Here is a 26,877-nt window from a genome sequence, read left to right as displayed (position 1 = left end):
TTGCCGCCAGCTGGCGCGCCTGACGGCGCCCTTGCTCGTTGATCGGCACGTCGAACCAGCCTTGCAAAATGCCACTCCTGTTCCAATCGGTTTCGCCGTGGCGGGCGACACAGATATGAGCGGCGCCCATGCGGTTTACCGTTCGAGTTCAGCGGCTGACGCAGGCCGTCCGCTGTGAATACGAAGGGACTTCCCACTTCCAGGCGACGGCATCAAGTGCCAAGATTGGGTTGTTGAATTCAATCTGAAACCTTTATTGAAGGAGAAGCCCCATGACAGAGATTACACGAGTTGGCGCCGATTTGGCAAAGGCAGTCATTCAGGTTCACGGCATCGATGCGACTGGCAAAGTGGTAACCAATCGCCCCTTGCCACGTGACAAATTCATGGTCTGGTGCCTTCTCGTTCACGGGGAACATCAATGTGCAGTGCACCTGTGTCGGTGATCACGGTCTTGGCGCTGCTGCCGTTTCGGTGGTTGGTGGCATCCTCGGGTTTGGGCTGGTTTGCACCGTAGCCCAAGTGATGGCTCATCTCCGCGTTCACGGCGCGTTCGATAAACGCTTTCTTGAAGTTCTGAAAAATGTCTTCAAACTCCTCCTTGGTGACAGGGCCAGGGATTAGCTACTTCAAGTAGCTTGGCTGAAATTTGCGGCTGTGCCGATTTGCCGCTGATAGCGGGCTTGTTGATCTTGCGGGGCATGAAACTCCTTTGGGGGAACGGTATGCCTCACACACAAAATTTCTGACAGGCTCGTCGCGCGCGGTGTGAAACAATCCCCCAAACGCTTCAATAGAAGAGAGGGTCATGGACAACACCAAACCGGCCTACGCCATCGAAACGCGGGCGCTCACCAAGAACTTTGGTGTGTATTGCGCGCTTGATCAGCTCGATTTGCAGATTCCGCATCAATGCATCTTCGGCCTGCTGGGCCCCAACGGAGCTGGCAAAAGCACCGCCATCAAGATCCTGACCACCTTGCTGGAGGCTACGTCTGGTTCAGCCACCGTCGCGGGATTCGATGTCGCGAGGCAACCGATTGAAGTACGCCGACGCATCGGCTACGTGCCGCAAATGCTGTCGGCAGATGGTGCGCTCACCGCCACTGAAAATCTTATTCTCTCGGCCAGCCTGTATGGCTTGCGCGGCGCAGAGCGCGCCGCCCGGATTCGTGAGGCCTTGATTTTTTCTGGCCTGGAGTCGGTGGCGACTCACCTCGTCAAGACCTTCTCCGGCGGCATGATCCGGCGCCTGGAAATCGCGCAAGCCACCTTGCATCGACCCGAAGTGCTGTTTCTTGACGAACCCACCATCGGACTGGACCCGGTCGCCCGGCGCACGGTCTGGGAGCGTCTGCTGGAACTCAAAGCCGCCACCGGCATGACGATTCTCCTCACCACCCATGACATGGAGGAGGCCGATTACCTGTGCGATCAGCTGGCGATTCTTCACCAGGGCCGCCTGGCGGTGGTGGGCCGGCCCGCCGATCTCAAGCGACAGGTCGGGCCCGACGCAACCCTGAGTGACGTCTTCGTGGCGCACAGCGGCGTGGTGATCGAGCAGGGCGGTCACTACCGCGAGATTCGGGAGACCCGCGGAACCGCCCAACGACTGGGGTAAATCATGAAAAATTTTGTTTATTCAACGACGGCAGTAGCGCAGGCCGAAATCCGCAAGCTGATGCGTGACCCGACCGAACTGCTGTCACGTGCCGTGCAGCCGGTGCTCTGGTTGGCGGTGTTTGGTCAGGTCTTCAGCAAGGTGCGTGGCATACCGACCGGCAATCTCAGCTACCTTGATTTCATGGCGCCGGGCATTCTGGCGCAAAGCATCCTGTTCAGTGCCATCTTCTACGGCATTGCCATCATCTGGGAGCGCGATCTGGGCATCGTGCACAAGCTGCTGGTGACCCCGGCGCCCCGCACCGCGCTGGTTCTGGGCAAGGCGGTCGCGGCCGGCTTGCGCGGTCTGGTTCAGGCGGTCGTGGTTTATGGGGTCGCCCTGGGGCTGAACGTGGGGATTCGATGGGATTTTTGGGCCATGGTCAGCGTGGCGCTGGCCGTGTTTCTGGGCTCGTGCATTTTTGCCACCTTCTCTCTGGTGATCGCCTGCGTGGTCAAGACCCGGGAGCGTTTCATGGGCATCGGCCAAGTCTTGACCATGCCCTTGTTTTTTGCATCGAACGCCATTTACCCGATTGATCTGATGCCGGGTTGGCTAAAAGCGATTGCTGTTCTGAATCCCTTGACCTATCTGGTGGATGCCCTGCGGGACTCGATGATCGTCGGCGGCCACGGCATGTATTCGCAGGCCACCAGTTTTGGCGTGATGACGGCTGTTTTTCTTTTGCTGCTGGCTATTGCGTCCAGGCTCTATCCGGGCTTGGTGCGGTGAGGGTGAGGTCGATGTGTGCTGCTACCGGCGTCGCGGTCAGCGAGCTGGGATGAAATCGCCTGAATACGGCGTTTCAAAGTGATAGGTTGACGAGCCTTGACCCCGGCACTGGCTCCACAGTTAGGGCTGCTTGGTTCCCCATCTGACCCGGTTGGCCGCTTCACCATGCGGGAAGGCCCGTCAGCCGATATTGTAAATGCATTGCGCGCTTTTTCGCTGGCGGCCGCGAGCGTGGGCCTGGATGCCGTAATCTAGCGCCATGACCGAGCCGGACCCCCCTTCTGCCGAGACCCTGTTTTTCGAGGGCAACCGCCATCTGGCCGAGGGCGATGCTGCCCGCGCCGAGGCCTGTTTTCGTGCTGCCTTGCAGCTGGCGCCGGATCTCGCCGAACTCCATGCCAACCTGGGGTTTTTGCTGGATGAGCGGGGCGCGGCTACCGCGGCCGAAGCCTGCTATGTGCGCGCCATGGCCCTCAATCCGGATATCTCCCAAGTCCACCTGAATTTCGGCTCGCTGCTGGCCAGCCATAAGCGCCTGGAAGAAGCCGAGGCCGCCTATACGCGGGCCATCCTGCTGGCACCGGAGTCGCCGGTGGGCTGGTCCAACCTTGGCGGCCTCTACGCAGGCCAGAAGCGGGACGCTGAGGCCGAGGTCTGCTGCCGTCAGGCCATGGCGCTGGATGCCAGCTATGCCAAGGCCCGCTTCAATCTGGCCTATGTTCTGCTGCGGCAGGGTCGGTATGAGGAGGGCTGGCCGTGCCTGGAGGCGCGTGACTGGTACGGCGCGTTGCAGGCGCATCTGGAGTGCCCACGCTGGCAGGGGGAGCCGCTGACGGGAAAGTCGCTGCTGATCGGCTATGAGGCGGGCCACGGTGACATGATCCAGTTTGGCCGTTACGCCGCCGTGCTCAAGCGCCAGGGGGCGGCGCGCATCACTTTTTTGTGTCATCCGGCTCTCAAGACCTTGTTCGCCACGCTGGATGGGGTGGACCAGGTGATGGCCTTTGACGAACCTGTGCCCAAAGCGGCTTGGGACTGTTGGACGCCTTTGATGAGCATCCCCCTCTACTGCCAGACGCGGCTGGACTCCATCCCCGCGCCGATTCCCTATTTGCATGCCGAAGCCGAGCGCGTGGCACGGTGGCGGGCACATCTTCCCGCGCAGGGCCTGCGGGTCGGCCTGGTGTGGAAGGGCAATCCCCGGTTCGAGAACGATGCCGATCGTTCGCTCTCAAGCCTGGCGCTGCTGCTGCCGTTGGGGCAAGTGGGCGGCGTGCATTTCATCAGCCTGCAAAAAGGGGCGGGCGAAGAGCAGGCCATGCATCCGCCAGAGGGCTTGCCGCTGCTGCATTTGGGTTCGCAGATCGACGATTTTGCCGACACCGCGGCAATTGTGGCGAGCCTGGACCTGGTGATTTGCGTGGACACCGCCATCGCGCACCTCGCGGGCGCCATGGGCAAACCGTGCTGGGTGCTGCTGCCGGACTACAAGACCGATTGGCGCTGGCTGGAAGGGCGCACCGACTCGCCGTGGTACCCGGGCGTGCTGCGCCTGTTTCGCCAATCGGCAGCGGGCGACTGGACGAGTGTGGTGGCCCAGGTCAAGGCCGCGCTGGAGGCGTTCTTGCAGAAAATAGGGCCAGGCCCCACACCTTAGAATCCCCGCATGTCTTATCTCGTGCTCGCCCGCAAGTACCGCCCCCGCAATTTCACTGAAATGGTGGGGCAGGACCACGTGGTGCAGGCGCTCAGCAACGCGCTTACCACGCAGCGGCTGCACCATGCGTATCTCTTCACGGGCACGCGCGGTGTCGGCAAGACCACGGTGTCGCGCATTCTGGCCAAATCGCTCAATTGCCAGGGGCCGGACGGACAGGGCGGCATCACCGCCACGCCGTGCGGCGTCTGTCAGGCCTGTACCGACATCGATTCCGGCCGTTTTGTCGATTACACCGAACTCGACGCCGCCTCCAACCGCGGCGTGGACGAGGTGCAGGCGCTCTTGGAGCAAGCGGTTTACAAGCCGGTTCAGGGGCGCTTCAAGGTCTTCATGATTGACGAGGTGCACATGCTCACCAACACAGCGTTCAACGCCATGTTGAAGACGCTGGAAGAGCCGCCCGAGTACCTGAAATTTGTGCTGGCCACGACCGATCCGCAAAAAGTGCCGGTCACCGTGCTGTCGCGCTGTCTGCAGTTCAACCTGCGCCCGATGGCGCCCGAGACCATTCGCGAGCACCTGCAAAAGGTCTTGCAAACCGAGAATGTGGACGCCGATCTGCAGTCGCTGCGCCTGCTGGCCCGGGCCGCGCGTGGTTCCATGCGCGATGCCCTGAGTCTCACCGACCAGGCGATTGCTTTCGGCGCCGGCCATCTGACCGAGGCCACGGTGCGCCAGATGCTGGGCAGTGTCGACCGTTCCTATGTGTTTCGCCTGCTCGAAGCGCTGGCCCATGGCGATGGCAAAACCGTGGTTGAAACCTCCGAGGTCTTGCGCCTGAATGGCTTGAGCGCCGCCTCCACGCTGGAAGAAATGAGTTCGGTGCTGCAGCGCATGGCGGTGCTGCAGGCGGTGCCCAGCGCCGCCGCGGCGGATGAGACTGACCCGGAAGCGGCTGACCTGGCTCGATTGGCCGCACTGATGCCGGCCGACGAAACCCAGCTGCTCTACAGCATGTGCCTGCACGGGCGCGGCGAGCTGGGTCTGGCCCCGGACGAATACGCAGCGCTGACCATGGTGCTGCTGCGATTGCTGGCTTTCAAGCCTCAGGCAGGTCAGTCAGTGCGGGCTGAAAAAAAAACTCTGAATAATGCGTTGACGGAGGCGCCGCGGGCTCTTGGCGCGCCGGTACCGGCGCCGCGACCGGCTCCAGTTGCCGTTGCCGCTCCAGTTCGGCCAGCGCCAACGCCGGTGAACTTGCCCACGACGGTTGGGCAGTCGGTGCCGTCGCCCCGTCCGTCGCGGGTTCCGCCTTGGGAGGATGAACCAAATGTGGCGCCAGCCCCCGTGGAACCTGCGCAGGCTGCTACAAAAATTGAAGCAGAACCGATTCAGTCGCCAATGCCCCCCCCCGGCCAGCAGTTGCACGTTGTGAGCACGCCGGTGGCCGCCGCCCAGGCCCGACCTTATGAAGAAAACAAGGCGCTAGCCCCCGTTAAATATACGCAAGACGCTACAAAAATAGTAGCAATTCCGGTGCGAGTGCAGGCGGACTCACGCGCCGAGGCGGTGGCCGGCCAATCGGCAGCGGTGGTGTTGATTCCCACCGAGGAGGGCGAGTTTTGGCACTTCACGGTGCAACAGCTGATCGTGGCGGACGCGATTGCCGCCCTGGTGCGCGAGCTGGCCCTGCAGTCGCAGCTGGTGGCGCGCGATACCGACCAGTGGATTTTGCGGGTGGAGCGCGAGTCGCTCAACCAGCCGGGCAGCCGCGACCGTCTGGCGGCTGCGCTGCAGGCCGCCGGTCACGGCGTGCGTCTGGCGGTGGAAATTGGCCGGGTCACCGACAGCCCGGCCCGGCGCAACGCCACGGCCGCGGCCGAACGGCAGCTGGCGGCCGAGAAAATCATTTTTGACAATCCGTTTGTGCAAACCATGATGCGTGATTTTGGGGCGAAAATTGTGCCCGGCAGCATCAAGCCGGGCTGATTCTGCCCGCCGGGTCAAACCCCTTTCAATTCATTCAATTTCAAACCTCAACCAAGGAATACCCATGTTCAACAAAGGACAACTCGCCGGCCTCATGAAGCAGGCCCAGGCGATGCAGGACAACATGAAAAAGGCCCAGGACGAGCTGGGTCATGTTGAAGTCACCGCTGAGTCGGGTGCTGGTCTGGTCAAGGTCACGATGACCTGCAAGCACGACGTGCGCCGCGTCACCATCGACCCCAGCTTGCTGAGTGAGGACAAAGACATGCTGGAAGACCTGGTGGCGGCGGCGTTCAATGCGGCCGTGCGCAAAGCCGAGGAAACCTCGTCCGAGAAAATGGGCAAGCTCACCGCCGGCATGCCCGGCCTGCCCGGCGGCATGAAGTTCCCTTTCTAAAAGGCTACTGCGCGAGCGTGATGCGTCGTTGCGGGTCCCGTCGGGCAATCCTCATGGACAGGGAGTCCATTCCGGTTTCCCGCCACCCGCGCCTAGCCTGACGCGCGCTCGCTACGCCTCGATACTTTTTTTGCTCTTCATCGGTTTTCATGTCTAACACCAACTCGCTCGACGTCTTGATCCAGGCGCTGCGCCGCTTGCCGGGGGTGGGGGTGAAATCGGCTTCGCGCATGGCGTTTCACCTGCTGCAGCATGACCGGCCGGGCGCGATGGAGTTGTCGCGTGCCCTGCAAAGCGCTGCCGAGTCGGTGCGCCATTGCGAGCGTTGCCACACCTTCACGCAGGCCGATGTTTGCGCCACCTGTCTCGACCCACGGCGCGACGCCTCCAAGCTGTGCGTGGTGGAGACCCCGGCCGACCAGTCAGCGGTGGAGCGCACCGGCGCGTACAAGGGTCTTTACTTTGTGCTGATGGGCAAGCTCAGTCCGCTGGACGGCATCGGCCCCAAAGACATCGGCCTCAAAAAGCTGTTTGACCGTGCCTGTGACGGCATCGTGCAGGAAGTGATTCTGGCCACCAACTTCACGGCCGAAGGCGAGGCCACCGCCCATGTGATCAGTGAGGGTCTGAAGCCCCGGGGTCTGCGCCTGACCCGTCTGGCGCGCGGCGTGCCGGTCGGCAGCGAGCTGGAGTATGTGGACCTGGGCACCATCGCGCACGCGCTGGTGGACCGGCGCTGAGATGATTTCACGTCCATTCAACACAAAATTTCCATGACAATTCTCCGCTTTACCATTGCCTACTGGTGCGTCCTGATTGCAGCGCTGCTTCCCATTGTCTGTGCGGGCATTGCCAAGTCGGGCCTGTTTAACAAGCCGCTACGCGAGGGCGGTTATGACAACGGCAATCCGCGTGCCTGGCTGGCCCGACAAACCGATTGGCGCGCGCGCGCCAATGCGGCACAGGCCAACAGTTTCGAGGCCCTGCCGTTTTTTATCGGGGCCGTCATCATCGCCCACCAGTTGGGGGCTTATCAGGTCCGTCTGGACGTGCTGGCCTTTGTCTACCTTGTTTTGCGAATGATGTACATCATGATGTACATCGCGGGTCTGTCCACGGCGCGCTCCATCGTCTGGACCCTGGCCCTGGCCGTGAATATCGGCATTCTCTTCATTGGCTACCGCTAACTTTCATGCTTCGGGGTGCTCCGCCTCCCGACGCATGAAAGTTTGTTCTTTGACGTTTACCCTAAGTACAAACCCCTGCGGGATGTTCCCGATGCCGGCTTCGGTAGGGCTGGTTAAGCTGGGGACAAGTCAAATGCAGAAAATTCACCATGAATAACATCCAATTCAATCGACGCCGCTTTTCGTCTGTCGCGGTCTTGTCGGCAGCGTCCGTCGCCGCGCCCGCACTGTGGGCCGAGCCGCGGCTGGAGAAAACCAAAATTTCCATCGCCGTCGGTGGCAAAGCGGCCTTTTATTACCTGCCACTGACCATCGCCGAGCAGCTCGGCTATTTCAAGGCCGAAGGACTGGAAGTTGAAATCAGCGATTTCGCAGGCGGCTCGCGCGCCTTGCAGGCGGTCGTCGGTGGCTCGGCGGATGTGGTTTCGGGGGCCTATGAGCACACCATCAACCTGCAGTCCAAGGGACAAAAATTCCAGGCCTTTGTGCTGCAGGGCCGCGCGCCGGGCATCGCCATGGGGATATCGCCCAAGACCATGCCCCATTTCAAAACGGCGGCCGATCTCAAGGGCAAAAAAATCGGTATTTCGGCACCAGGCTCGTCCACCAATATGGTGGCCAACCTGATCCTGTCGCGTGCCGGGCTGAAGGCCGGTGATGTGAGCTTTATCGGCGTTGGCACGGCGGCCGGCGCCTTGACCGCCTTTCGCTCCGGCCAGATTGACGCCATGAGCAATATCGACCCGATCATGACCATGCTGGAGCAAAAAGGCGAGATCCGCATCATTGCCGACACCCGCACGCTCAAAGGTGCGGTGGACGTCTTTGGTGGCCCGATGCCAGCCGGTTGCCTGTATGCGCCCCTGGAGTTTGTGCAGAAAAACCCCAACACCGTGCAAGCCCTGGCGAATGCCATGGTGCACAGCCTGAAGTGGCTGCAGACGGCCGGCCCCAGCGACATCATCAAAACCGTGCCCGAACCCTACCTGCTGGGGGACCGGGCCTTGTACCTGGCGGCGTTCAACAAGGGGCGCGAGGCCATTTCTCCCGACGGCATGATCGCCGATGAGGGTCCGCGCACCGCCGTCAAGGTGCTGGCCAGTTTCAGTCCGGCGATCAAGCCGGACAAAATCGAGCTCGCCAAAACCTATACCAACGAGTTTGCCAAGAAGGCCAAAGAGCGCTTCAAAGCCTGAAGCGCTCATGGCCGCTCTCGCTGCTGATTACGCGCTCGAATTCCTCGGCATTTCCTGCGTCTTCAAGGCGCGAGATGCGGCAGCGTCGCGCTACACGGCCCTGGCGGACACCACCTTGCGCATCAAGTCGGGCGAATTTGTGTCGGTCGTTGGGCCGACCGGCTGCGGCAAGTCCACCTTGCTCAACATTGGCGCCGGCCTGCTGGCGCCCTCCAGTGGTGAGGTGCGGGTGTTTGGCCAGCCGCTGGCCGGTATCAACACCTGCGCTGGTTACATGTTCCAGTCCGACGCGCTGATGCCGTGGCGCAGCGCGCTGGACAACGTCATGCTGGGTTTGCAGTACCGCGGTGTGCCAGAGGAGTCGGCCCGGGCGCTGGCGCAAGCGTGGCTGCAGCGGGTGGGCCTGGGCGAGTTTGGCGACCGCTACCCGCACCAGCTCTCCGGCGGCATGCGCAAGCGCACCGCGCTGGCCCAGGTGCTGGCGCTGGACCCCGACATCATCCTGATGGATGAGCCCTTCAGCGCGCTCGATATCCAGACTCGCCAGCTGATGGAAGACGAGGTGCTGGCGTTGTGGGCCGCCAAAAAGAAGGCGGTGCTGTTCATCACGCACGATCTGGACGAGGCCATCGCTTTGAGCGACCGCGTGGTGGTCTTGTCGGCCGGTCCGGCGACGCACCCCATGGGCGAGTTCACGATTGATTTGCCGCGTCCGCGCCAGGTGGCCGAGGTGCGTACCGAGCCGCGTTTTATCGAATTGCACACGCAAATATGGGGTGTGCTGCGCGACGAGGTGCTCAAGGGTTATGCCCAGCAGCTCAAGAAAGCGGCCTGAACATGGCGCGCCTCCTGAGTTTTCTCAAGCCCACTGAGACCAATCTGCGGGTCTGGCAGGTCAGCGTGTTGGGGCTGATGGTGCTGGCGTGGCATGCGGCCTCGCGTGATCCGCAGATGGCTTTTTTCCTCGGTGAGCCGGTGCAGGTGCTGGGGCGTATCTGGTCTTGGTTCATGCCCTTTGGTCTGGCTGCCAGCGCGTTTTTTCCGGACGGCTTGGCGGGCCGTGCCGACATCTATGGGCATCTGGGCGTGACCTTGCTGGAGACGGTGCTGGCGTTTGGCATCGGCACCGCGCTGGGCCTGGGGTGCGGCCTGTGGCTGGCGCTGGCGCCGCTGGCCAGTGCGATTCTGGAGCCCTATATCAAGGCCGCCAATTCGATGCCGCGCGTGATTCTGGCGCCGATCTTTGCCTTGTGGTTCGGCCTGGGTATCTGGAGTAAGGTGGCGCTCGCCGTGACGCTGGTGTTTTTCATCGTGTTCTTCAATGTCTACCAGGGCGTCAAGGAGGTCAGTCCGGTGGTGCTGGCGAACGCCCGCATGCTGGGGGCCAACCAGCGTCAGTTGCTGCGCACCGTGTACCTGCCCAGCGCCACGGCCTGGGTGTTTTCCAGTTTGCACACCTCGGTCGGGCTGGCCTTTGTCGGCGCCGTGGTGGGCGAGTACCTGGGCTCGGCACGCGGCGTGGGCTACCTGATTTTGCAGGCTGAGGGCACTTTTGACGTCAACACCGTGTTTGCCGGCATCGTGGTGCTGACAGCTTGTGCCCTGGTGCTCGATGGTGTCGTGGGGTGGCTGGAGCGGCGCCTGATGAAGTGGCAGCCGCGTCAGGGCGAAGCTGAAAAACGGTAAGCCCGAGCGGGCAACTGCTTCACTTTTGATAGCTGTTTGGCAAGGCCCCACGGGGGCTGCAAATCTTTTTAAATACTAGCGTTTGGCAAGTCGGGTCGATTGGCCCACTCGGCGTCGGGCCAACTGCTTGCTGGTTTGGCCCTTGCCCTTGCTGTGAACCAAAGTCCTGGCCTGTACTGGCAGAAACAGCACGATCTGCTGTCCGGCTTTGAAGGCGGCGGACGCGCTGACCGTGTTCCACTCGGCGACGCTGGCGGGGCTGACCCGGTAGCGCTTGGCCAGGCTCGCCACGGAGTCCTTTTTGCCGGCCTTGAGCACGGTGCGTTTCAATATGGCGTCGGGTGCCAGGGAGAGCTGGCCGTTGTCGGCCAGGTGCAGGGTCACATCGGTGTCGAGCTGGGTCGAGCGCGTCACCAGCAGGCTGGAGCCGGCCTTGATAACGACCCGGGGTGGGATGTTGTTGACGCTACGCAGTTCCGCTTCACTCATGCCCACCCGTTTGGCGGCATCGGCCGGTTTCATGGTCGTGGGCGCGAGCCAGACCGTCCAGCTGGCCAGGCGGCCACCGCTGAAGGCTTCCAGGTTGCTTTGAAAGATGGCGGCGTTATCCCAGGGCAGCAATATTTGGGGCGTACCGGCCGCCAGGATGACGGGGCGGCTGGCGGAGGGATTAAGCGCCTTGAAGTCGTCCAGCGGTACTTCGGCCAGTTTGGCGGCCAGCGCCACGTCGATATCGCGTTTGATGTCCACCGTCTGGAAGTAGGGGTGGTTTTCAATGAGGGGCAGGCTGGAGTTGAAGGCCTCCGGGTTATTCACGATGTTTTTCAAGGCCAGCAGCTTGGGCACGTAAAAACGGGTTTCCATGGGCAAGTTGAGGTCGGCGTAGCTGAGGCCCAGGCCGGCACGCTTGTTTTTGGCAATGGCGCGACCGACGCTGCCCTCACCCCAGTTGTAGGCGGCCAGCGCCAGTTCCCAGTCGCCAAACATGCCGTGAAGTTTTTGCAGATAGTCCAGGGCCGCGCGGGTGGACGCCAGCACGTCACGCCGGTCATCGCGGAACGCGTTCTGTTTCAGCTCAAAAGTTTTACCCGTGGCGGGCATGAATTGCCACATGCCGGCGGCCTTGGCGCTCGACACCGCCTGTGGGTTGAAGGCACTCTCAACAAAGGGCAACAGCGCCAGCTCGGTCGGCATGTTGCGCCGTTCCAGTTCCTCAACAATGTAGAAAAGGTATTTGCGGGAGCGCTCCGTCATGCGCAGAATGTAGTCGGGCCGGGTGCTGTACCACTGCTCGCGGTCATGCACCAGCTCACTGTCGAGCTCGGCCATGCCATAACCACGACGCACGCGCTCCCACAAATCGGCGGGCGGGGTTAGTTGGGCAACGCCTAGCGAAGAGGCTTGCATCGCGGTGATGGGCTGCAGGGCGCCACCGGGGAAGATGCGTTTGTGGGTACCGATGGCAGCGGCCGCTGGCGCCGCGGTAGGACTGTAACTGGCACCCGGATCTGCGGACGTGCTCACGCCGGTGCTGGCACAGCCTGTCAGCCAGAGCAGGCCAGCCAGACACACAAAGTTGAGGAATTTCATTTGAACTCGTTTTTCCACTGGCGAAGGGCGGCAAAGACACGGGTCTCATCGCTGGCTGCTGCGTCAAAGCCTTGCGCTGCCTGGATCAGGGCTGCCTGGCGCGTGCGCAAAAAAGGGTTGATCTGACGCTCCAGCAGCATCGTGGAGGGCAAGGTGGGCTGCTGCTGTGCGCGCCGCGCCTGGGCCGTGGCGGTGTAGCGGGCCAGCGCCTGGTTGCCGGGATCGACCACAGCGGCGAATTTCAGGTTGCTCAGAGTGTACTCATGTGTGCAGCAAACGCGGGTGGCGTCTGGCAGGGCGGCCAGCGTGTCCAGTGAGGCCAGCATCTGGGCCGGGCTGCCTTCAAACAGGCGGCCGCAGCCGCCGCTGAACAGCGTGTCGCCGCAAAACAGAAGCGGCGCGTCATCCATGGCCGCGCAGTAGTAGGCGATGTGGCCGGCGGTGTGGCCGGGGACATCGATCACCTTGAAGGTCAATCCGAGCGACTGCAACTGGTCGCCACCACGCAGCCGGGTCAGCGGCTCGGGCATGGTTTCGCGCGCCGGGCCATACACCTTGGCACCCGTGGCCTGGCGCAAAGCAGCCACCCCGCCGGTGTGGTCGGGGTGATGGTGCGTGACTAGAATGGCTTCCAGTTGAACGCTTAAGTGCTGCAGGGCCTCGAGCACGGGTTGTGCATCACCGGGGTCAACCACCAAGGCCTGACGTCCGTCGTGCAACATCCAGATGTAGTTATCAGCGAAGGCAGGTAGTGGAATTAACTTCATGAGCGATCAAATTATAGGTTTGCATGACTGGTTTGCAACGCCGCCCGGGCGTTATCTGCTGGCGTGGGAGCGTGCCCAGCTGGATCTGGCCGTGGCTGACATTTTTGGATTTCATGCCTTGCAGCTCGGTTTGCCCGGCCTTGACGCCCTCGCCGCCAACCGCATGCAGCACCGTTGGCTGGCCACCCATAGCCCGACGCCAGGCGCCGCCATCGTGACCGATTTTTCGGCGCTGCCGTTTCCGGCCAGCAGTCTGGACCTGGTGGTGCTGCCCCATTCGCTGGAGCTGACGTCCGACCCTCATACGACCCTGCGGGAGGTTGAGCGGGTGCTGGTGCCGGAGGGCCGGGTCGTGATTTGTGGCCTGAACCCCGCCTCCCTGTGGGGTTTGCGCCAGCGCCGGGCGCACCTGTACCATCGGCTCGGTTTTGGCCACATGTTTTTGCCTGAGGCGGGGGAGTTCATCGGCTACTGGCGTTTGCGTGACTGGCTTCGCCTGTTGGGTTTTGAGGTGGAGATCGGGCGTTTTGGCTGCTACAGGCCGGCCTTGTCGATCGACAAGTGGCTGCAGCGCTTTGAGTGGATGGACCGGGCCGGAGAACGCTGGTGGCCGATTCTGGGTGCCGTGTACTTTTTGGTGGCGGTCAAGCGGGTTCGCGGCATGACGCTGCTGAACCCGACCTGGAATACCCCTCGCGTGCTGGCAACTGCGCCTGTTTCTGTAGCAAACAGCGTCATATTGACAAGGGCTGAGGCCTTAAATGATAAAAATAATTTGGAGTTTTGATTGAACGCGATAGAAATTTACACCGATGGCGCCTGCAAAGGCAATCCGGGGCCAGGTGGTTGGGGTGCGCTGCTCAAATCGGAGGGGACGCAAAAAGAGTTGTTTGGCGGTGAACTGGGCACCACCAACAACCGCATGGAAATGATGGCGGTGATTGAGGCGCTGTCGGCCTTGAAGCGCCCCTGCCATGTGACCTTGCACGTCGACAGCCAGTATGTGCTCAAGGGCATGACGGAGTGGCTGGCCGGCTGGAAAACCAGGGGCTGGAAAACCGCCGCCAAACAGCCGGTGAAAAATGTCGACCTCTGGCAGCGCCTGGACACGCTGGTCAGCACTTCGGGCCACAAGATTGACTGGCGCTGGGTCAGAGGTCACAACGGCGACCCTGGCAACGAGCATGCCGACATGCTGGCCAACAGGGGTGTCGAGCAAGCTTTGCGGCAGCGCTGAGCCCGACTGTCGCTGTTGTAAAGAGTTTGCAAAGTTGCGTCCAGGCCCTGTTCTGTAAGGGACATTACGCAGGCCGATTCACGCTTGTACTGCTACATTGGCAAATTGATTTCACCGTTCCGATTTCCTTATCGGGCGTCCCCGACCCAATCGCTTAAAAAATCGCGTTCATGGCAAAGAAAATAATTTATCCGATGCTGGCCGTGATGGGCATCGTGGGCGCCTCGGGGGCGGCCTGGTGGTACCAGAACAAATCCCATTCCGCCGTCAGCGCGGTGGCTGACCGTGCCGCCAATGGGCCGCCAAGCGCGGCGGCGTCCGCCAAGCCACCGGCCGTCGATGTTGCCCAAGTGACGGTCATGAGGCTGACCGATGACACCCAGGCGGTGGGGAGCCTGCGCTCGCGCCAGGGCGTCATGCTGCGTCCCGAGGTCAGCGGACGCGTCACGCAACTCAATTTTCGCGATGGCGACCGGGTTCGCAAAGGCCAATTGCTGGTGCAACTGGATGACCAGCTGCCCTTGGCGCAAGTTCAGCAAAGTAAGGCGGAACTGTCCATCGCCGTGGCCAACCACAACCGCAATAAAGATCTGGTGGCGCAGAATTTCATCAGTCAGCGATCGGTCGACGAGAGCGCCGCCAATCTGGAAGTGGCGCAGGCCAAGCTGGCCTTGTCGCAAGCGACGGCGGCACGCCTGAAAATTGTGGCGCCGTTTGACGGTATTGTGGGGATCCGCACGGTGAATGTGGGCGACTATCTGAAAGACGGCGCCGACATTGTGAACATTGAGGACATCGATGCCGTGTTTGTTGATTTTCGGTTGCCCGAGCGTTTCCAGAGCAAGGTCCGCAAAGGTCAGACTGCCGCCATTCAACTGGACGCCTTGCCTGGACTCAAGTTCGTGGCCGTCATTCAGGCGGTGGATCCCTTGATTGATGCCAATGGCCGCTCAGTCGGGGTCCGGGGTTGCATTGACAATCGCCGATTGCTGTTGCGACCCGGCATGTTTGCCCGTGTGACGGCTGTTTTTGGCGAGCGCGACAAAGCCAAAGTCATTCCTGAAGAAGCCATCGTGCCGCAGGGTGGACAGACTTATGTGATCCGGCTCAAGCCGGGGACGACGGCCGGGACCCAGGTGTCGCAAAGGGTGGAAGTCAAGTTCGGCATCCGTCGGCCCGGCCAGGTGGAAATTCTGGAAGGTCTGGACGAGGGCGACACGGTGGTCACCGCGGGCCAGCAACGCATACAGCGTGACGGCACCGAGGTGAAGGTGATGGACCTTCCCCGCCCCGCCGTTGCACCGGCCGCATCGGTGTCGGTGCCCGCGTCATTGCCCTCCACGGTGGGGGCCGTCGCCGTCGGCGCGAAAGAAGTGGTCGCGAAAACCCTTCAGGGACCGAATCCCTGCCTTGAGCGGAGATTCTGATGCAGCTGGCGGAAATCTCGATTCGCCGACCGGTGTTTGCCACCGTGCTGTCGCTGCTTGTGCTGTTGGTCGGTGCGGTCAGCCTGAGCAAGCTGGCGGTGCGCGAGTACCCGAAGATTGATGAGCCGGTGGTCACGGTCAGTGTCAAGTACGCCGGGGCGTCGGCCGAGGTGATGGAGTCCCAGGTCACCAAGCCACTGGAAGACTCGATTGCCGGCATTGATGCGGTGGATGTCATCACGTCGATCAGCCGCGCGGAACAGACCCAGATCTCGGTGCGCTTCCGTCTGGAAAAAGACGCTGACACCGCCGCCGCCGAGGTGCGCGATCGCACCTCTCGCGTGCGCAACCGCCTGCCGCAGGCGGTGGAGGAACCGGTGATCGCCAAGGTCGAGGCGGATGCTTTTCCGGTGATCTGGCTGGCTTTTTCGAGCGATACCCTGAGCGGGCTGCAGATCAACGATCTGGTGAACCGTATCGTCAAGCCCCGCCTGCAAACGGTGACCGGTGCCGCCGATGTGCGCATTTTCGGAGAACGTAAATACGCGATGCGCGTCTGGCTGGACCCTGACAAACTGGCCGCCTACAAACTCACGACCCAGGATGTGGAGGACGCCATCCGGCGCAGCAATCTGGAAGTGCCGGCCGGTCGCATTGAGTCCACCCAGCGCGAGTTCAGCGTGACCTCGCAGACCGATCTCTCAAGCCCCACCCAGTTCTCTGACATCATCATCAAAAACGCCAATGGTTTTCCGGTGCGTATCCGCGATATCGGACGCGTCGAAGAAGCTGCGGCGGACGTGCGCAGCGGTGTCCGCCTCAATGGTCGAGTCGCGGTTGGGGCGGGTGTGATCCGCCAGGCGACCGCCAATCCGCTGGAATTGAGCAAAGGTGTGCGGGCCATGATCCCCAAGCTGCGGGCCGACCTGCCGCCCAGCATCACGATTGACATCGCCAACGACAACTCGGTGTTCATCGAGAAATCCATCCAAAGTGTGTTCCAGACCATCATCGAATCGGTACTGCTGGTGGCCCTGGTGATTTTTGTTTTTTTGCGCACCTTGCGGGCTTCGATCATTCCCATCGTCACGATTCCGGTGGCCTTGATTGGCACGTTCGCGTTGATGGCGCTGGCCGGTTTCACCATCAACACGCTGACGCTGCTGGCGCTGGTGCTGGCCATCGGTCTGGTGGTGGATGACGCGATCGTGGTGCTGGAGAATATTTTCCGGCACATCGAAGAAGGGATGGACCCGTTCTCGGCCTCCATCAAAGGGGTGCGCGAAGTCGGTTTTGCCGTGGTGGCGATGACGCTGACGCTGGCGGCGGTCTATGCGCCGCTGGCCTTCACACCCGGGCGCACCGGCCATCTCTTTATCGAGTTTGCGCTCGCGCTGGCGGGCGCCGTGCTGGTGTCGGGCTTCATCGCGCTGACCCTGTCGCCCATGATGTGCTCGCTGCTGCTCAGACACAATCCCAAGCCCAGTTGGTTTGACCGGGGTATGGAACGCATTCTGAACGCGGTCACGGCCACTTACCAAACCGCCTTGACCTGGCTGGTCACGACCGGCTATGACCGGCAGCGCGTGAGGCAGGGTAGGGGCCACGCGCTCAAGCGTTTCTTTTTCAACGCACGCTGGATCGTCATTGGCGTCATGCTGGTGTGCGCGGTGTCCATTGCCCTGGTGTTGCCCACCATGAAGCGTGAACTGTCGCCGCTGGAAGACCGCGGGCAAGTGCTGGCGGTGGTCACGGCGCCGGACGGTGCCACACTCGCCTATACCAATCGTTACGTGGATGCGATTGAGCGCATCGGTCAGCCCTACAAGGAGTTTGACCGCATTTTTGTGTCCTCCGGCAATCCGACGGTGTCGCAGGCCAATGTGTTTTTTCGGGCGGTCGACTGGGACCAACGCAAGCGCTCGATTCTCGATGTGGCGCGCGAGCTGCAGCCCAAGCTGGCGGCCTTGCCCGGCGTGACCGCCTTCCCGATCACACCCCCATCCTTGGGGCAGGCGTTTCGCGAGCGGCCGGTCAATTTCGTGATCGTCACCTCGGACAGCTACCAGAATCTGGCCGCGGCGACGCGCCAATTCATGGATGAAATTGCCAAAAACCCCGGCATCGTCAGTGCCGATATTGATTTGCGCCTGAACAAGCCGGAGCTGAAAATTGATGTCGATCGCGACAAAGCGGCCGATCTGGGCGTCAGTGTCGACGTGGTGGCGCGTGCCGTTGAAACCATGCTGGGGGGACGGCAGGTGACGCGTTACAAACGCGACGGCGATCAGTTTGACGTGGTGGTGCAGACGGCTGACAGCGGCCGTGCGACGCCGGACGATGTGGAAAAGATTTTTGTGCGGGGCCGCAATGACACCATGATCCCGCTGGCCTCGCTGGTGAAAGTGCGTGAATCGGTGGCGCCGCGCGAGCTCAACCACTTCAGCCAGCGCCGCTCGGTCTCCATCACCGCCAACCTGGCACGCGACTACTCCTTGGGGCAGGCGCTTGATTTTCTGGACAGCACGGCGACCAAGGTTCTCAAGCCGGGCTACAGCACCGACCTCAATGGCACCTCGCGTGAATTCAAAAATTCACAAGGCTCGCTGCTGATCGTGTTTGGCCTCTCCTTGCTGTTTATCTTCCTGGTGCTGGCGGCCCAGTTTGAGAGTTTCATTGATCCGCTGGTGATCATGCTGTCGGTGCCCTTGTCGATGATCGGCGCGCTGCTGGCGCTCAAGTGGTCGGGCGGCTCGCTCAATGTGTACTCGCAGATCGGTCTCATCACGCTGGTGGGGCTGATCACCAAGCACGGCATTCTGATCGTGGAGTTCACCAACCAGCTGCGCGAGCAGGGCATGGAGATGACGCAAGCCCTGGTCAAGGCCGCGGCACAGCGCCTGCGCCCGATTCTCATGACCACCGGCGCCATGGTGCTGGGCGCCATCCCGCTGGCCTTTGCGCATGGCGCCGGGGCGGAGAGCCGCATGCAAATTGGCTGGGTGATCGTGGGTGGCATGTCGTTGGGCACCGTGCTCACTATTTTCGTGGTGCCCACCATGTACACCTTGTTTGCCCGTCGATCAGTGCCCGGTGCCATCAAGACGGTCGAGCAAGAGGCGCCCGAGGCGCCGCCCGAAGGCCCGCTGGGCCACGCCGATGCAGCGCCACATTACGCGGTCAAATAAATCGCGCAGCGATCCTTCAAATGACGCCGTCAAACATCATCACATCGACTTCGTCGCCCACGGCCACATCGCCTTGCGTGTGATGCAGCACGATCAGGCCATTGGCCTGCACCATCGAACTCAGCACGCCCGAGCCCTGGTTGCCAGTGGTTTTGACGTGCAGCGAGCCGTCCGCGGCGGTGCTGACGGTGCCACGCTGGTATTCGGTACGTCCCGGTTTCTTGCGCAGCGGCTCCAGGCTGCGCGCCTTGAGCAACGGCGGCGCCTTCGCCGTGCTGCCCATCATTTGCAACAGGGCGGGGCGCACAAAGGCGAGAAAGGTCACCATGACGGCCACCGGGTTGCCGGGCAAGCCAAATAGCACGGCCGCCGTCGATGACGCTGGGTTGCTATTGTTGTTATAGCTGTTTACGCTTATTCCACGAGGGCTAGAGCCCGATTTATCTTTAAGAATGCGCCCCACCGCCATCGGTCGGCCGGGCCGCATGGCGATCTTCCAGAAGGCGACGTCGCCCAGTTTTTTCATCATCGCCTTGGTGTAGTCGGCTTCGCCCACGCTGACGCCGCCACTGGTGATGATGGCGTCGGCCGCAGCCGCCGCGCGCAGGAATGCCGCCTCCAAAAGAGCGGGCTCATCGCGCACCACGCCCAGGTCGATGACTTCGCAACCCAGGCGCGTCAGCAGGCCAAACACGGTGTAGCGGTTGCTGTCGAACACGGCACCCGCGCGCGGCGCCTCGCCCAGGCTCAGAATCTCGTCGCCGGTCGAGAAGTAGGCGACCCGGAGGCGACGCCACACCGATACCTGTTTAATGCCCAAACTGGCCAATAGCCCAAGAGCGGCGGGCGTGAGCAGCTCACCTTTTTGTAGCGCGGGGTGGCCTTGCAGGAGGTCCTCACCCAGTTTTCGGCGGTTGTCACCGGCTTGCAGAATGTTGGGAGGAATCGTGATGAACTCCGTTCTCCCTGAGCCTGTCGAAGGGTCTGTGCCGGCTTCGACGAGCTCAGCCCGAACGGCAACAAATTCCTGCGGCACCACCGTATCCAGCCCGGTGGGCAGGATGGCCCCGGTCATGATCTTCAGGCACTGGCCCGGCCCAACCAAGCCGCCCCAGGCTTTTCCGGCCAACGCGGTGCCCATGACCTTCAGGGTTAGAGGCGCATGGGCCGCCAGTTGGGATCCATCAAACGCATAGCCATCCATGGCCGAGTTGTCGTGCGGCGGCACGCTGATCGGCGAGACCACATCCTGCGACAAGACGCGGCCCAGGGCTTGAAAAATACCCACCGTTTCATGCGCCGTGACGGGCTCCACCAGGCGCGACAAAAATGCGTTCACCGTCGTCGCACTCAAGGCCTGCGGGTCATAGCCCTCCAGTTCTTGCGCGATGCTGTCAATGGTTTTCATGCTCAGGTGTTTTCCAGCTGCCGCAGCTCGGCCAGCGTATTGGTGTTGCAAAACGCCCTTGGATCGTCACCGGGCAAATCAAACGGCACGAGCACTGTTTTGTGCAGGGCGGTCCAGGCGTCAATCTTGCGGCCACCGTCCTGGGTGAACTTCACCAGGCTCTCCAGCAAGTCCACGCGCAGCAGGCAAAAAACGGGCTGTGGGCGGATTTGCACGAGCCCGTTTTTGTCCACTTCAGGGGCTGCGGCCATGGCGATGTCGGCATCCTGCGTCGCCAGCGCGTGGGCCAGCCGTGGCACCAAGTCGAGCGGCAACAGGGGCGTGTCGCAGGGCACAGTGACCAGAAAAGGTGTTTCGCAGTGCTCCATGCCGGTCAGGAAACCCGCCAGCGGACCGGCGTAGTCAGCCAGGGCATCGGGCCAGACGGACGCACCAAAAGATTCATACGCCGCCAGATTGCGGTTGGCGTTGATCATGATGTGATCCACCCCGCCGCCCATCTGCAGGCGGGTCAGGGTGTGCAGGGCCAGCGGCATGCCGTTGAAGGTCTGCAGGCCTTTGTCCACCCCGCCCATGCGGGAGCCGCGTCCGCCGGCCAGAATCAGGCCGGTGATGTCGTCCGGGTTGATCAAGTCAGCCCCCGATGTAGCTCATTTCGACGCGGCGTACGCCGCCGCCCACGTCGGGTGCCAGGGCGCTTCGCAGCTCGGAGTAGCGGTCGGTGCGGCCCTGCCAGATATGGCCGATGGCTGACGCCAGGTCAGCGTCTGATGCGTCAGCGCGGATCAGTGAGCGCAAGTCGTAGCCCTGGGAGGCAAACAGGCACAGGTAAAGCTTGCCTTCGGTCGACAGACGGGCCCGGTTGCAGTCCCCGCAGAAGGCCTGCGTCACACTGCTGATGACGCCGATTTCACCCATCGCCTTGTCATGCTGACCGGCAGCGTTTGCATAGCCCCAGCGTTCGGCGGTCTCGCCCGGGTTGGATGGTTCCAGCTGCACCAGGGGCAACTCGGCATGGATCAGTTTGACCACCTCGGCGGAGGGCAGCACCTCGTTCATGCGCCAGCCATTGGTGGCGCCCACGTCCATGTACTCGATAAAGCGCAGCACAATGCCGCTGCCCCTGAAACGTCGCGCCATGGGCAGAATTTCGTGCTCATTGGTGCCGCGCTTGACCACCATGTTGATCTTCAACCCCCCGGCGGCGCCTGCGGTGCTGTGACCCAGACCGACCTCGCGCGCCGCTTCAATCCCCGCCAGCACATCGGCCACGGGAAAGTCCACATCATTCATGCTGCGAAACACGGCATCGTCCAGCCCGTCCAGGCTGACGGTCACGCGCTGCAGGCCGGCCGCCTTGAGGGCTCGGGCCTTGCGCGCCAGCAGTGAGCCGTTGGTGGTGAGCGTCAGGTCCAGCGGACGACCTTCCAGCGTACGCAGGGCGGACAACTGTTCAATCAGCAGCTCGATGTTTTTGCGCAGCAGCGGTTCACCGCCAGTGAGGCGGATTTTTTGCACGCCGTGGGCTACAAACACCTTCGCAATCCGGGTGATTTCCTCGAACGACAGCAGGTCGCTGTGTGGCAGGTAGCTGTAGTCCTTGTCAAAGATTTCTTTCGGCATGCAGTAGTTGCAACGAAAGTTGCAGCGGTCCGTCACGCTGATGCGCAAGTCGCGCAAGGGGCGCCCCCGCGTGTCTGTCAGCAAGCCGGTGGCTGCCATGCGGGTACGCGATGAGAAGGCCGCAGCCGGGGTGAGCAGCGACGCCGAGCGCTGGTCAACCAGGGGTACGACGCGGGGTGTGTGGCGTTCAGTCATGGATGTGAAACGCGCAAGGCGTGAAGTTTAGACACAGCGCGCACCGTCAACCTCGGGGCACACGCCGCTGATAAAGGCCGCTTCGTCGCTGGCCAGGTACAAAACGTTGACGGCATAGCACTTGTCAAATTCGTCCTCGGTCACTTCGAGTGCCGGGCGATTGGCAATGCCCTCACCAATGCCCCCGCCAGAGCCGGTCACGATGATGGATTTGTCTTTAACGCGCATGGTCAGGTGTCTGGAGGCTGGTGTGAAGAATTGGCTTGCCCGACGCGCGTATGGACCCTGTGTTTTGGAGGCGAGTCCATGCCGTGCTTCAGATCGGATTTTGGCACGTTTTCCGCGTACGGGTCTGGCGGATAATGGCGCTCACTTACCAATTCGAACGACTGGAGCCGTCAATGATGACACTCAAAGAATTGCTTGCTTGCGACGGGGTGCTGCCCAGCATCCCGAAAATCATTGCACTGCTGCTCAACGAACTTGATCGTGCGGAACCCGATCTCAGAAAAATAAGCCAGCTGATCAATACCGATCCGGTTCTGGCGACGCGCTTGCTGCGCTTGGCCAACTCGGCGCAATTTCAGTTTTCCAGCAAGATCAGCAGTGTGTCAGAGGCCCTTGCCTTGATGGGCCTGGACCAGGTTCGATCTCTGGCCACGGCAGCGGCCGTGGTGGGTGCGTTCAAGACCATTCCCGGCATCGATATGCATCAGTTTTGGGGCTACAGCATGAACGTGGCCAAATTGTCGCGCATGCTGGGTGGCATGGTTCGGCAAAATCAGTCGGCGGCCTTCACGGCCGGTTTGATCCACGCCACTGGCGAACTGGTCATGCACCTGGGGCTGCCAACCGAACTCGCTGCCCTGAACCAGCAGGTTCCGCCGCTCGGGCTGAAACGCGCGGCTGCCGAGCGAAAGCTGCTGGGCTATTGCTATGCCGATGTGGGCGCCGGCTTTGCACGAAACTGGCAGTTCCCACAGCCCATTGTGGATGCGCTTGAGCATCAATGCTCGCCCTTTGAAAACAATGTTTACGAGCCAATGGCCGGTGTTCTTCATTTGGCGGCATGGCGGGCCCGCGCCAAGGAAGCCAACTATGACGAGCAGGATTTGACCGTCAATTTTCCCGATGTCGTCGCGCTTGCATTGGGCATCGACATTGACATGGCGCTCCAGCAGGAGCCGATTGACTGGACCTCCAAAGCAGAGGTCGCAGTCCTGATTTGAGGTGTTATTTTTTTTATCCAAAGCATGAGCTCCGTGCTCAACGCAGCGGGGCGGACTGGGTGGGCGCATAGCCGGGCGGCTCGTTCTGGGGGGCTGACGGTGGCGGTTTGAGTTTGGGCAGCTTCGGCGGGCGTCGGCTGTGGCGCCGGTCCAGGATCGAAACCGGCTCTTCATCGGCTTGCGGCAGGGCACTCTTACGCCAGAATTTCGGCTCTGGCAGGTGCGGAAAAGGACAGCCACAGTCGGGTGAAAAACGCCACGAAACAACGTACTTGGAATGGTCAACCGTTGGGTCAAATCGATCCAGCCCGAGCAGCAATTGATGCTGCAAGGCAGAGGCGTAGCGCAACAGCTGCTCGTTCCATTTCATGACGACGAGCTGGATGTGCAGCTCTTCTTCGCTCGGCGGCCGTGTGATGCTGATGACCTCACAAGCGATCCAGTCCAAGGGAATGCCGTGCAGCCGCAGGGTGTCTTTCAAGACCACCCGGATCAGCTCGCGGCGAACGTTGTTGTGCTGCTGCGCACCGGTGGGCGTGACCGAGACCGGAGCCACGCTGGGCGGAGGCTCAGTTTTTTTGCGTTTGCTTTTCAGAAAATCGAACATATTTTTTCTCTCCCAGGTTTGCAGATGACTGCTTATCAAAAGTTGCCCGATCCGGCAATGTTTACCCGTGCCTGATCGCCACCGTCTTGAGCGTGGTAAAGCCATAAAGTGCTTCAACCCCCTTTTCGCGACCGTAGCCACTGGATTTGACGCCGCCAAAAGGCAGCTCCACGCCGCCACCGGCGCCGAAGTTGTTGATGAAAACCTGGCCGCAACGCACGCGCCTGGCCATGCGGAATTGCCGTGCACCATCAGCCGTCCAGACGCCGGCCACCAGACCGAATGGCGTGGCATTCGCCAGCTCCACGGCGTGGTCTTCGTCGCGAAACGACATGGCAACGAGGACCGGGCCAAACACCTCTTCCTGTGCCAGACGGTGCGTGACCGGTACGTCCCGCAGCAAGGTCGGGGCCTGGTAGAAGCCGGTCTGCGGCGCTTCATCGACGACCTTGCCCTGGGCCACCATCGCAATATGCGCCACATGGGCGTCGCTCAGGAAATCCCAGACACGCTGTTGCTGGCTCTGGCGGATCAAGGGGCCCAGGTCAAGGTCCAGTGCTGCCGGGCCGACGCGCAGTTTTTCAAATTCGTGTCCCAAACGCGCCAGCAAGGGCTCGTAAATGGCCTGATCCACCAGCAGGCGCGAACCCGCTGAACAGGTTTGTCCGGCGTTTTGCACAATGCCGTTGATGATCGCGGGAATGGCCGCATCGAGATCGGCATCGGCAAAGACGATTTGCGGGCTTTTCCCTCCGAGTTCCAGCGTGACCGGGCAGTGTCGTTGTGCCGCAACCTGGCTGACGAGGGTGCCGACTGCAGGGCTGCCCGTGAAGCTGATGTGGTCAATGCCCGGGTGGCGTGCCAAGGCGTCGCCCACTTCATGACCGTAGCCGGTCACGATGTTGATGGTGCCAGCGGGAAAGCCCACTTCGACGGCCAGTTGCGCCACGCGCAGGAGCGACAGGCAGGCATCCTCCGCTGGTTTGACGACACACACATTGCCGGCGGCCAAGGCACCGCCCACACTGCGGCCAAAAATTTGCATCGGGTAGTTCCACGGGATGATGTGACCCGTGACGCCATGCGGTTCGCGCCAGGTCAACACGCTGTAGCCATCCAGATAGGGAATGGTCTCGCCATGCAACTTGTCACAGGCGCCGGCGTAAAACTCGAAGTAGCGCGCCAGGGCGACGGCATCGGCGCGCGCCTGCCGGGTGGGTTTGCCGCAGTCGCGCTGTTCGATCGCGGTCAGCTCGTCGACGTGTTCGGTAATTTTGAGCGACAGCCGCATGAGCAGGCGACCCCGCTCGGCGGCACCGAGCTTGCGCCAAACCGCCTCCAGACCCTGGCGTGCCGCGCGTACCGCAAGATCAATGTCTGACGCGTTGCTGCGCTGGATTTCATCATAAGGCTGCCCATCCGAGGGGTCCAGCATGGCAATGGTTCGACCGGACGATGACGGCAGTGCGGCATTGGCGATGTAATTGAATTGCATGGGCCGTATTTTCTTTCAAAAACAGGGGCCTCGTTCAAGTCCGTCTACCGGTTGGTGATGACGGCCGGGCCTATGTCTTGCAGCGGGCCCAAGGGGTTGGTGGTGACCTCTATCTCGTTGACGCTGGGCTGACCGCCCCATGAGCGGTAAACCACGACATCATTCACCAGCAGAATCAAGGCGTTGAAACGCCAGCCGGTGGTCTCTGAACGGCGTGAGAAGTTGGTGAAGTCCGTGAAAAAATTGCCGGTTCGCGCTTTCAATATGCGCGCGCCGGTAATCTCCCAGCCACGACAGGCCTCGCGTGCGCTCAGGCAGGCCAACACGCCCGGATCAAGGTCTTCCCGTTGCAGCAGGGCGCTTGGCACAAACCGCCGCACGATGTCGGCGTGCGTCAGGATCAGCGTATTGGGCTGTTTCACCGGATCGATCCCCAGCTTGGCCAGGGTTGCGACATCGCTTTTCATGGGAATCAACGAGTCGATCGCGTTGCTCGCTTCATCAAAGGTCTGAAACGGGGATGACTCGTTGCGCGCGTGGGGCAGCATGGACGAGCAGCCACTCATCATCAGCACCAGTGACAACAGGCATCCGCCATGGAAGAGCTTGCGTTGGTTCAATGTTTCACCTGTCCTGTTGAGTAATCCAATAAAGCGATTGAGTGCTTTCATTGTCCCCATATTACCTTGGTGGATGCTACCGGCCGGTAGCTTGCGCCCATTGACATTCATCATGGTTTTTCTATTTCAAGGTGCGCTGTTCCGCCGGGGCTGCCCCTGCGCCTGCCTTGCCCGACACTTTGGCAAGTTTGCCTGCAACCGGGCGCTTGAGTTCTGTCTCGGCCCGCGCCGCGCGGCACCCGACCTTAGCCGACGACCAGTGCGGTGGCTCCGACGATCAAATAAGTTTCGGCGTGGTTTTGCAACCAGTTGCGGGACAACTCGTTGGCCAGCTGGTTCGGATGAAAGTCGGGTCGTTTATAGGCCCGCCACGGCTTGTAAGTCAGGCGGATCATTCCCTGTCGGCCGAACAGGAAGCTGGCGGCACTCTTCCAGGTGCGCCACTGCCATAGCGTGCCATCGCGATGCAGATTGTTCATCGTCTGGCGCAAGAGATCGAATACACCGTTATTTGAGGACATTTGACTCGCAACGCGCGTTTCCCGTCACTTATTACTCACAAGTCAAGTGAACACTAGAGGAGGCTCGAAAAAGAAGATGCGGTCCAAATTCTTCATCTCGGTTTGCTTCATTTGTCCTACACGGAGCACCGAAGCATGCCTACATATTTCCGGGACAGAGAACACTAAAGTTCTCCATGAAAGTTCATTTCTATTCACACGGTGGCTTCGCAAACCCGTGCAAAGAGGGCAATGACTGGTGGACTGCACACTTGACCAAATGCGCAGGCCTGCTCGCTCCTGCGGAAGCTAGCGCCGAGATCCGATGAATTCGGTGCCAGCTTCATGCTCCAAGTCGTGGCTTCGCCAGATCGTGGGCTTTCTATTTTGGAGATGTGTATATGAGCCCATTTCGTACAGAGTCGTCGTTTCATGATTTCGCTCCTTCAATAGCAGCAGACGCATCGAGCCAGACGCTAGT

25 protein-coding genes, 1 other RNA gene and 3 pseudogenes are annotated in these 26,877 nt (G+C 61.4%); 16 read left to right on the top strand and 13 right to left on the bottom strand.

What is annotated here, in order from left to right:
- A partial coding sequence (locus tag B3V69_RS12205) for a histidine phosphatase family protein (protein ID WP_296446909.1) occupies positions 1–130 on the bottom strand: 130 nt, incomplete at its 3' end.
- A 142-nt stretch (positions 131–272) separates the two neighbouring features.
- Here B3V69_RS12205 and B3V69_RS12200 point away from each other — a divergent pair.
- A pseudogene (locus B3V69_RS12200) lies at positions 273–398 on the top strand (IS110 family transposase); the annotation flags it as partial.
- Here B3V69_RS12200 and B3V69_RS20890 read toward each other — a convergent pair.
- A pseudogene (locus B3V69_RS20890) lies at positions 394–703 on the bottom strand (transposase); the annotation flags it as partial. The pseudogenes B3V69_RS12200 and B3V69_RS20890 overlap by 5 nt on opposite strands.
- A gap of 105 nt (positions 704–808) precedes the next feature.
- Here B3V69_RS20890 and B3V69_RS12190 point away from each other — a divergent pair.
- Both B3V69_RS12190 and B3V69_RS12185 read left to right on the top strand, forming a co-directional pair.
- The gene (locus B3V69_RS12190; RefSeq protein WP_296446904.1) at positions 809–1,621 is read left to right on the top strand and encodes an ATP-binding cassette domain-containing protein; all 813 of its coding nucleotides are present in this window, start codon (positions 809–811) and stop codon (positions 1,619–1,621) included.
- A gap of 3 nt (positions 1,622–1,624) precedes the next feature.
- Positions 1,625–2,395, top strand: coding sequence for an ABC transporter permease (locus tag B3V69_RS12185; RefSeq protein ID WP_296446902.1), 771 nt, complete (start codon positions 1,625–1,627; stop codon positions 2,393–2,395).
- Positions 2,396–2,480: 85 nt separating this feature from the next.
- Here B3V69_RS12185 and ffs read toward each other — a convergent pair.
- Positions 2,481–2,577: signal recognition particle sRNA small type (gene ffs, locus B3V69_RS12180), an RNA gene on the bottom strand.
- Between the two features lie 77 nt (positions 2,578–2,654).
- Here ffs and B3V69_RS12175 point away from each other — a divergent pair.
- From B3V69_RS12175 to B3V69_RS12140, 8 genes are all read left to right on the top strand, one after another.
- Positions 2,655–4,052 carry a tetratricopeptide repeat protein gene (locus tag B3V69_RS12175; RefSeq protein ID WP_296446900.1) on the top strand — a complete coding sequence of 466 codons (1,398 nt, stop codon included), beginning with the start codon at positions 2,655–2,657 and terminating at the stop codon, positions 4,050–4,052.
- A gap of 9 nt (positions 4,053–4,061) precedes the next feature.
- The gene (dnaX, locus tag B3V69_RS12170) at positions 4,062–6,044 is read left to right on the top strand and encodes a DNA polymerase III subunit gamma/tau (RefSeq protein ID WP_296446898.1); all 1,983 of its coding nucleotides are present in this window, start codon (positions 4,062–4,064) and stop codon (positions 6,042–6,044) included.
- A 64-nt stretch (positions 6,045–6,108) separates the two neighbouring features.
- Entirely contained in the window at positions 6,109–6,441 is a 333-nt protein-coding gene (locus tag B3V69_RS12165) for a YbaB/EbfC family nucleoid-associated protein (RefSeq protein WP_296446895.1), read from the top strand.
- 149 nt (positions 6,442–6,590) lie between these two features.
- The gene (gene recR, locus B3V69_RS12160; protein ID WP_296446893.1) at positions 6,591–7,181 is read left to right on the top strand and encodes a recombination mediator RecR; all 591 of its coding nucleotides are present in this window, start codon (positions 6,591–6,593) and stop codon (positions 7,179–7,181) included.
- A gap of 33 nt (positions 7,182–7,214) precedes the next feature.
- A complete protein-coding gene (locus tag B3V69_RS12155) occupies positions 7,215–7,628 on the top strand; it encodes an MAPEG family protein (RefSeq protein ID WP_296446891.1) in 414 nt (137 codons plus the stop codon).
- A gap of 149 nt (positions 7,629–7,777) precedes the next feature.
- Entirely contained in the window at positions 7,778–8,824 is a 1,047-nt protein-coding gene (locus B3V69_RS12150; protein ID WP_296446889.1) for an ABC transporter substrate-binding protein, read from the top strand.
- 7 nt (positions 8,825–8,831) lie between these two features.
- Positions 8,832–9,659 carry an ABC transporter ATP-binding protein gene (locus B3V69_RS12145; protein WP_296446887.1) on the top strand — a complete coding sequence of 276 codons (828 nt, stop codon included), beginning with the start codon at positions 8,832–8,834 and terminating at the stop codon, positions 9,657–9,659.
- Between the two features lie 2 nt (positions 9,660–9,661).
- Positions 9,662–10,510 carry an ABC transporter permease gene (locus tag B3V69_RS12140; RefSeq protein ID WP_296446885.1) on the top strand — a complete coding sequence of 283 codons (849 nt, stop codon included), beginning with the start codon at positions 9,662–9,664 and terminating at the stop codon, positions 10,508–10,510.
- Between the two features lie 75 nt (positions 10,511–10,585).
- Here B3V69_RS12140 and B3V69_RS12135 read toward each other — a convergent pair whose 3' ends face one another.
- On the bottom strand, positions 10,586–12,100 hold the full coding sequence (locus B3V69_RS12135) for a transglycosylase SLT domain-containing protein (RefSeq protein ID WP_296446882.1): 1,515 nt from the start codon (positions 12,098–12,100) through the stop codon (positions 10,586–10,588).
- Positions 12,097–12,867, bottom strand: coding sequence for a hydroxyacylglutathione hydrolase (gene gloB / locus B3V69_RS12130; RefSeq protein ID WP_296446880.1), 771 nt, complete (start codon positions 12,865–12,867; stop codon positions 12,097–12,099). The genes B3V69_RS12135 and gloB overlap by 4 nt, the downstream gene beginning before the upstream one ends.
- Here gloB and B3V69_RS12125 point away from each other — a divergent pair.
- From B3V69_RS12125 to B3V69_RS12110, 4 genes are all read left to right on the top strand, one after another.
- Positions 12,866–13,654 (top strand): class I SAM-dependent methyltransferase, encoded by a 789-nt coding sequence (locus B3V69_RS12125; protein WP_296446878.1) that lies wholly within the window; start codon positions 12,866–12,868, stop codon positions 13,652–13,654. The genes gloB and B3V69_RS12125 overlap by 2 nt on opposite strands.
- The gene (gene rnhA / locus B3V69_RS12120; RefSeq protein WP_296446876.1) at positions 13,655–14,104 is read left to right on the top strand and encodes a ribonuclease HI; all 450 of its coding nucleotides are present in this window, start codon (positions 13,655–13,657) and stop codon (positions 14,102–14,104) included. It begins immediately after the preceding gene.
- A gap of 170 nt (positions 14,105–14,274) precedes the next feature.
- Positions 14,275–15,531 (top strand): efflux RND transporter periplasmic adaptor subunit, encoded by a 1,257-nt coding sequence (locus B3V69_RS12115; protein ID WP_296446874.1) that lies wholly within the window; start codon positions 14,275–14,277, stop codon positions 15,529–15,531.
- Complete coding sequence (locus B3V69_RS12110; protein WP_296446872.1) at positions 15,531–18,719, top strand: efflux RND transporter permease subunit; 3,189 nt, start codon at positions 15,531–15,533, stop codon at positions 18,717–18,719. Before B3V69_RS12115 ends, B3V69_RS12110 begins: the two co-directional genes overlap by 1 nt.
- Before the next feature lie 16 nt (positions 18,720–18,735).
- Here B3V69_RS12110 and glp read toward each other — a convergent pair whose 3' ends face one another.
- The 4 genes and pseudogenes from glp to B3V69_RS12090 form a co-directional block, all read right to left on the bottom strand.
- Positions 18,736–20,127 carry a gephyrin-like molybdotransferase Glp gene (gene glp / locus B3V69_RS12105; protein WP_296446871.1) on the bottom strand — a complete coding sequence of 464 codons (1,392 nt, stop codon included), beginning with the start codon at positions 20,125–20,127 and terminating at the stop codon, positions 18,736–18,738.
- Positions 20,128–20,129: 2 nt separating this feature from the next.
- Positions 20,130–20,759 carry a molybdenum cofactor guanylyltransferase MobA gene (gene mobA / locus B3V69_RS12100; RefSeq protein ID WP_296446868.1) on the bottom strand — a complete coding sequence of 210 codons (630 nt, stop codon included), beginning with the start codon at positions 20,757–20,759 and terminating at the stop codon, positions 20,130–20,132.
- A gap of 1 nt (position 20,760) precedes the next feature.
- The gene (gene moaA, locus B3V69_RS12095; protein ID WP_296446866.1) at positions 20,761–21,945 is read right to left on the bottom strand and encodes a GTP 3',8-cyclase MoaA; all 1,185 of its coding nucleotides are present in this window, start codon (positions 21,943–21,945) and stop codon (positions 20,761–20,763) included.
- A 27-nt stretch (positions 21,946–21,972) separates the two neighbouring features.
- Positions 21,973–22,047 (bottom strand): annotated as a pseudogene (locus tag B3V69_RS12090) (short chain dehydrogenase); the annotation flags it as partial.
- A gap of 302 nt (positions 22,048–22,349) precedes the next feature.
- Here B3V69_RS12090 and B3V69_RS12085 point away from each other — a divergent pair.
- A complete protein-coding gene (locus B3V69_RS12085; RefSeq protein WP_296446907.1) occupies positions 22,350–23,174 on the top strand; it encodes an HDOD domain-containing protein in 825 nt (274 codons plus the stop codon).
- A gap of 37 nt (positions 23,175–23,211) precedes the next feature.
- Here B3V69_RS12085 and B3V69_RS12080 read toward each other — a convergent pair whose 3' ends face one another.
- From B3V69_RS12080 to B3V69_RS12065, 4 genes are all read right to left on the bottom strand, one after another.
- On the bottom strand, positions 23,212–23,781 hold the full coding sequence (locus B3V69_RS12080; RefSeq protein WP_296446865.1) for a hypothetical protein: 570 nt from the start codon (positions 23,779–23,781) through the stop codon (positions 23,212–23,214).
- A gap of 61 nt (positions 23,782–23,842) precedes the next feature.
- Positions 23,843–25,276, bottom strand: a complete 1,434-nt coding sequence (locus tag B3V69_RS12075) for an aldehyde dehydrogenase family protein (RefSeq protein ID WP_296446863.1) — start codon at positions 25,274–25,276, stop codon at positions 23,843–23,845.
- A 44-nt stretch (positions 25,277–25,320) separates the two neighbouring features.
- Complete coding sequence (locus tag B3V69_RS12070; RefSeq protein WP_296446861.1) at positions 25,321–25,896, bottom strand: hypothetical protein; 576 nt, start codon at positions 25,894–25,896, stop codon at positions 25,321–25,323.
- A gap of 245 nt (positions 25,897–26,141) precedes the next feature.
- Positions 26,142–26,417, bottom strand: a complete 276-nt coding sequence (locus tag B3V69_RS12065) for a metal-dependent hydrolase (protein WP_296446860.1) — start codon at positions 26,415–26,417, stop codon at positions 26,142–26,144.
- Positions 26,418–26,877: the final 460 nt, after the last annotated feature.

Source organism: Rhodoferax sp. UBA5149, from assembly GCF_002413825.1.
Lineage (GTDB): Bacteria > Pseudomonadota > Gammaproteobacteria > Burkholderiales > Burkholderiaceae_C > Rhodoferax.
The sequence above is the reverse complement of the archived record's forward strand: the minus strand, read 5'-3'. Positions and strand labels throughout refer to the sequence as shown.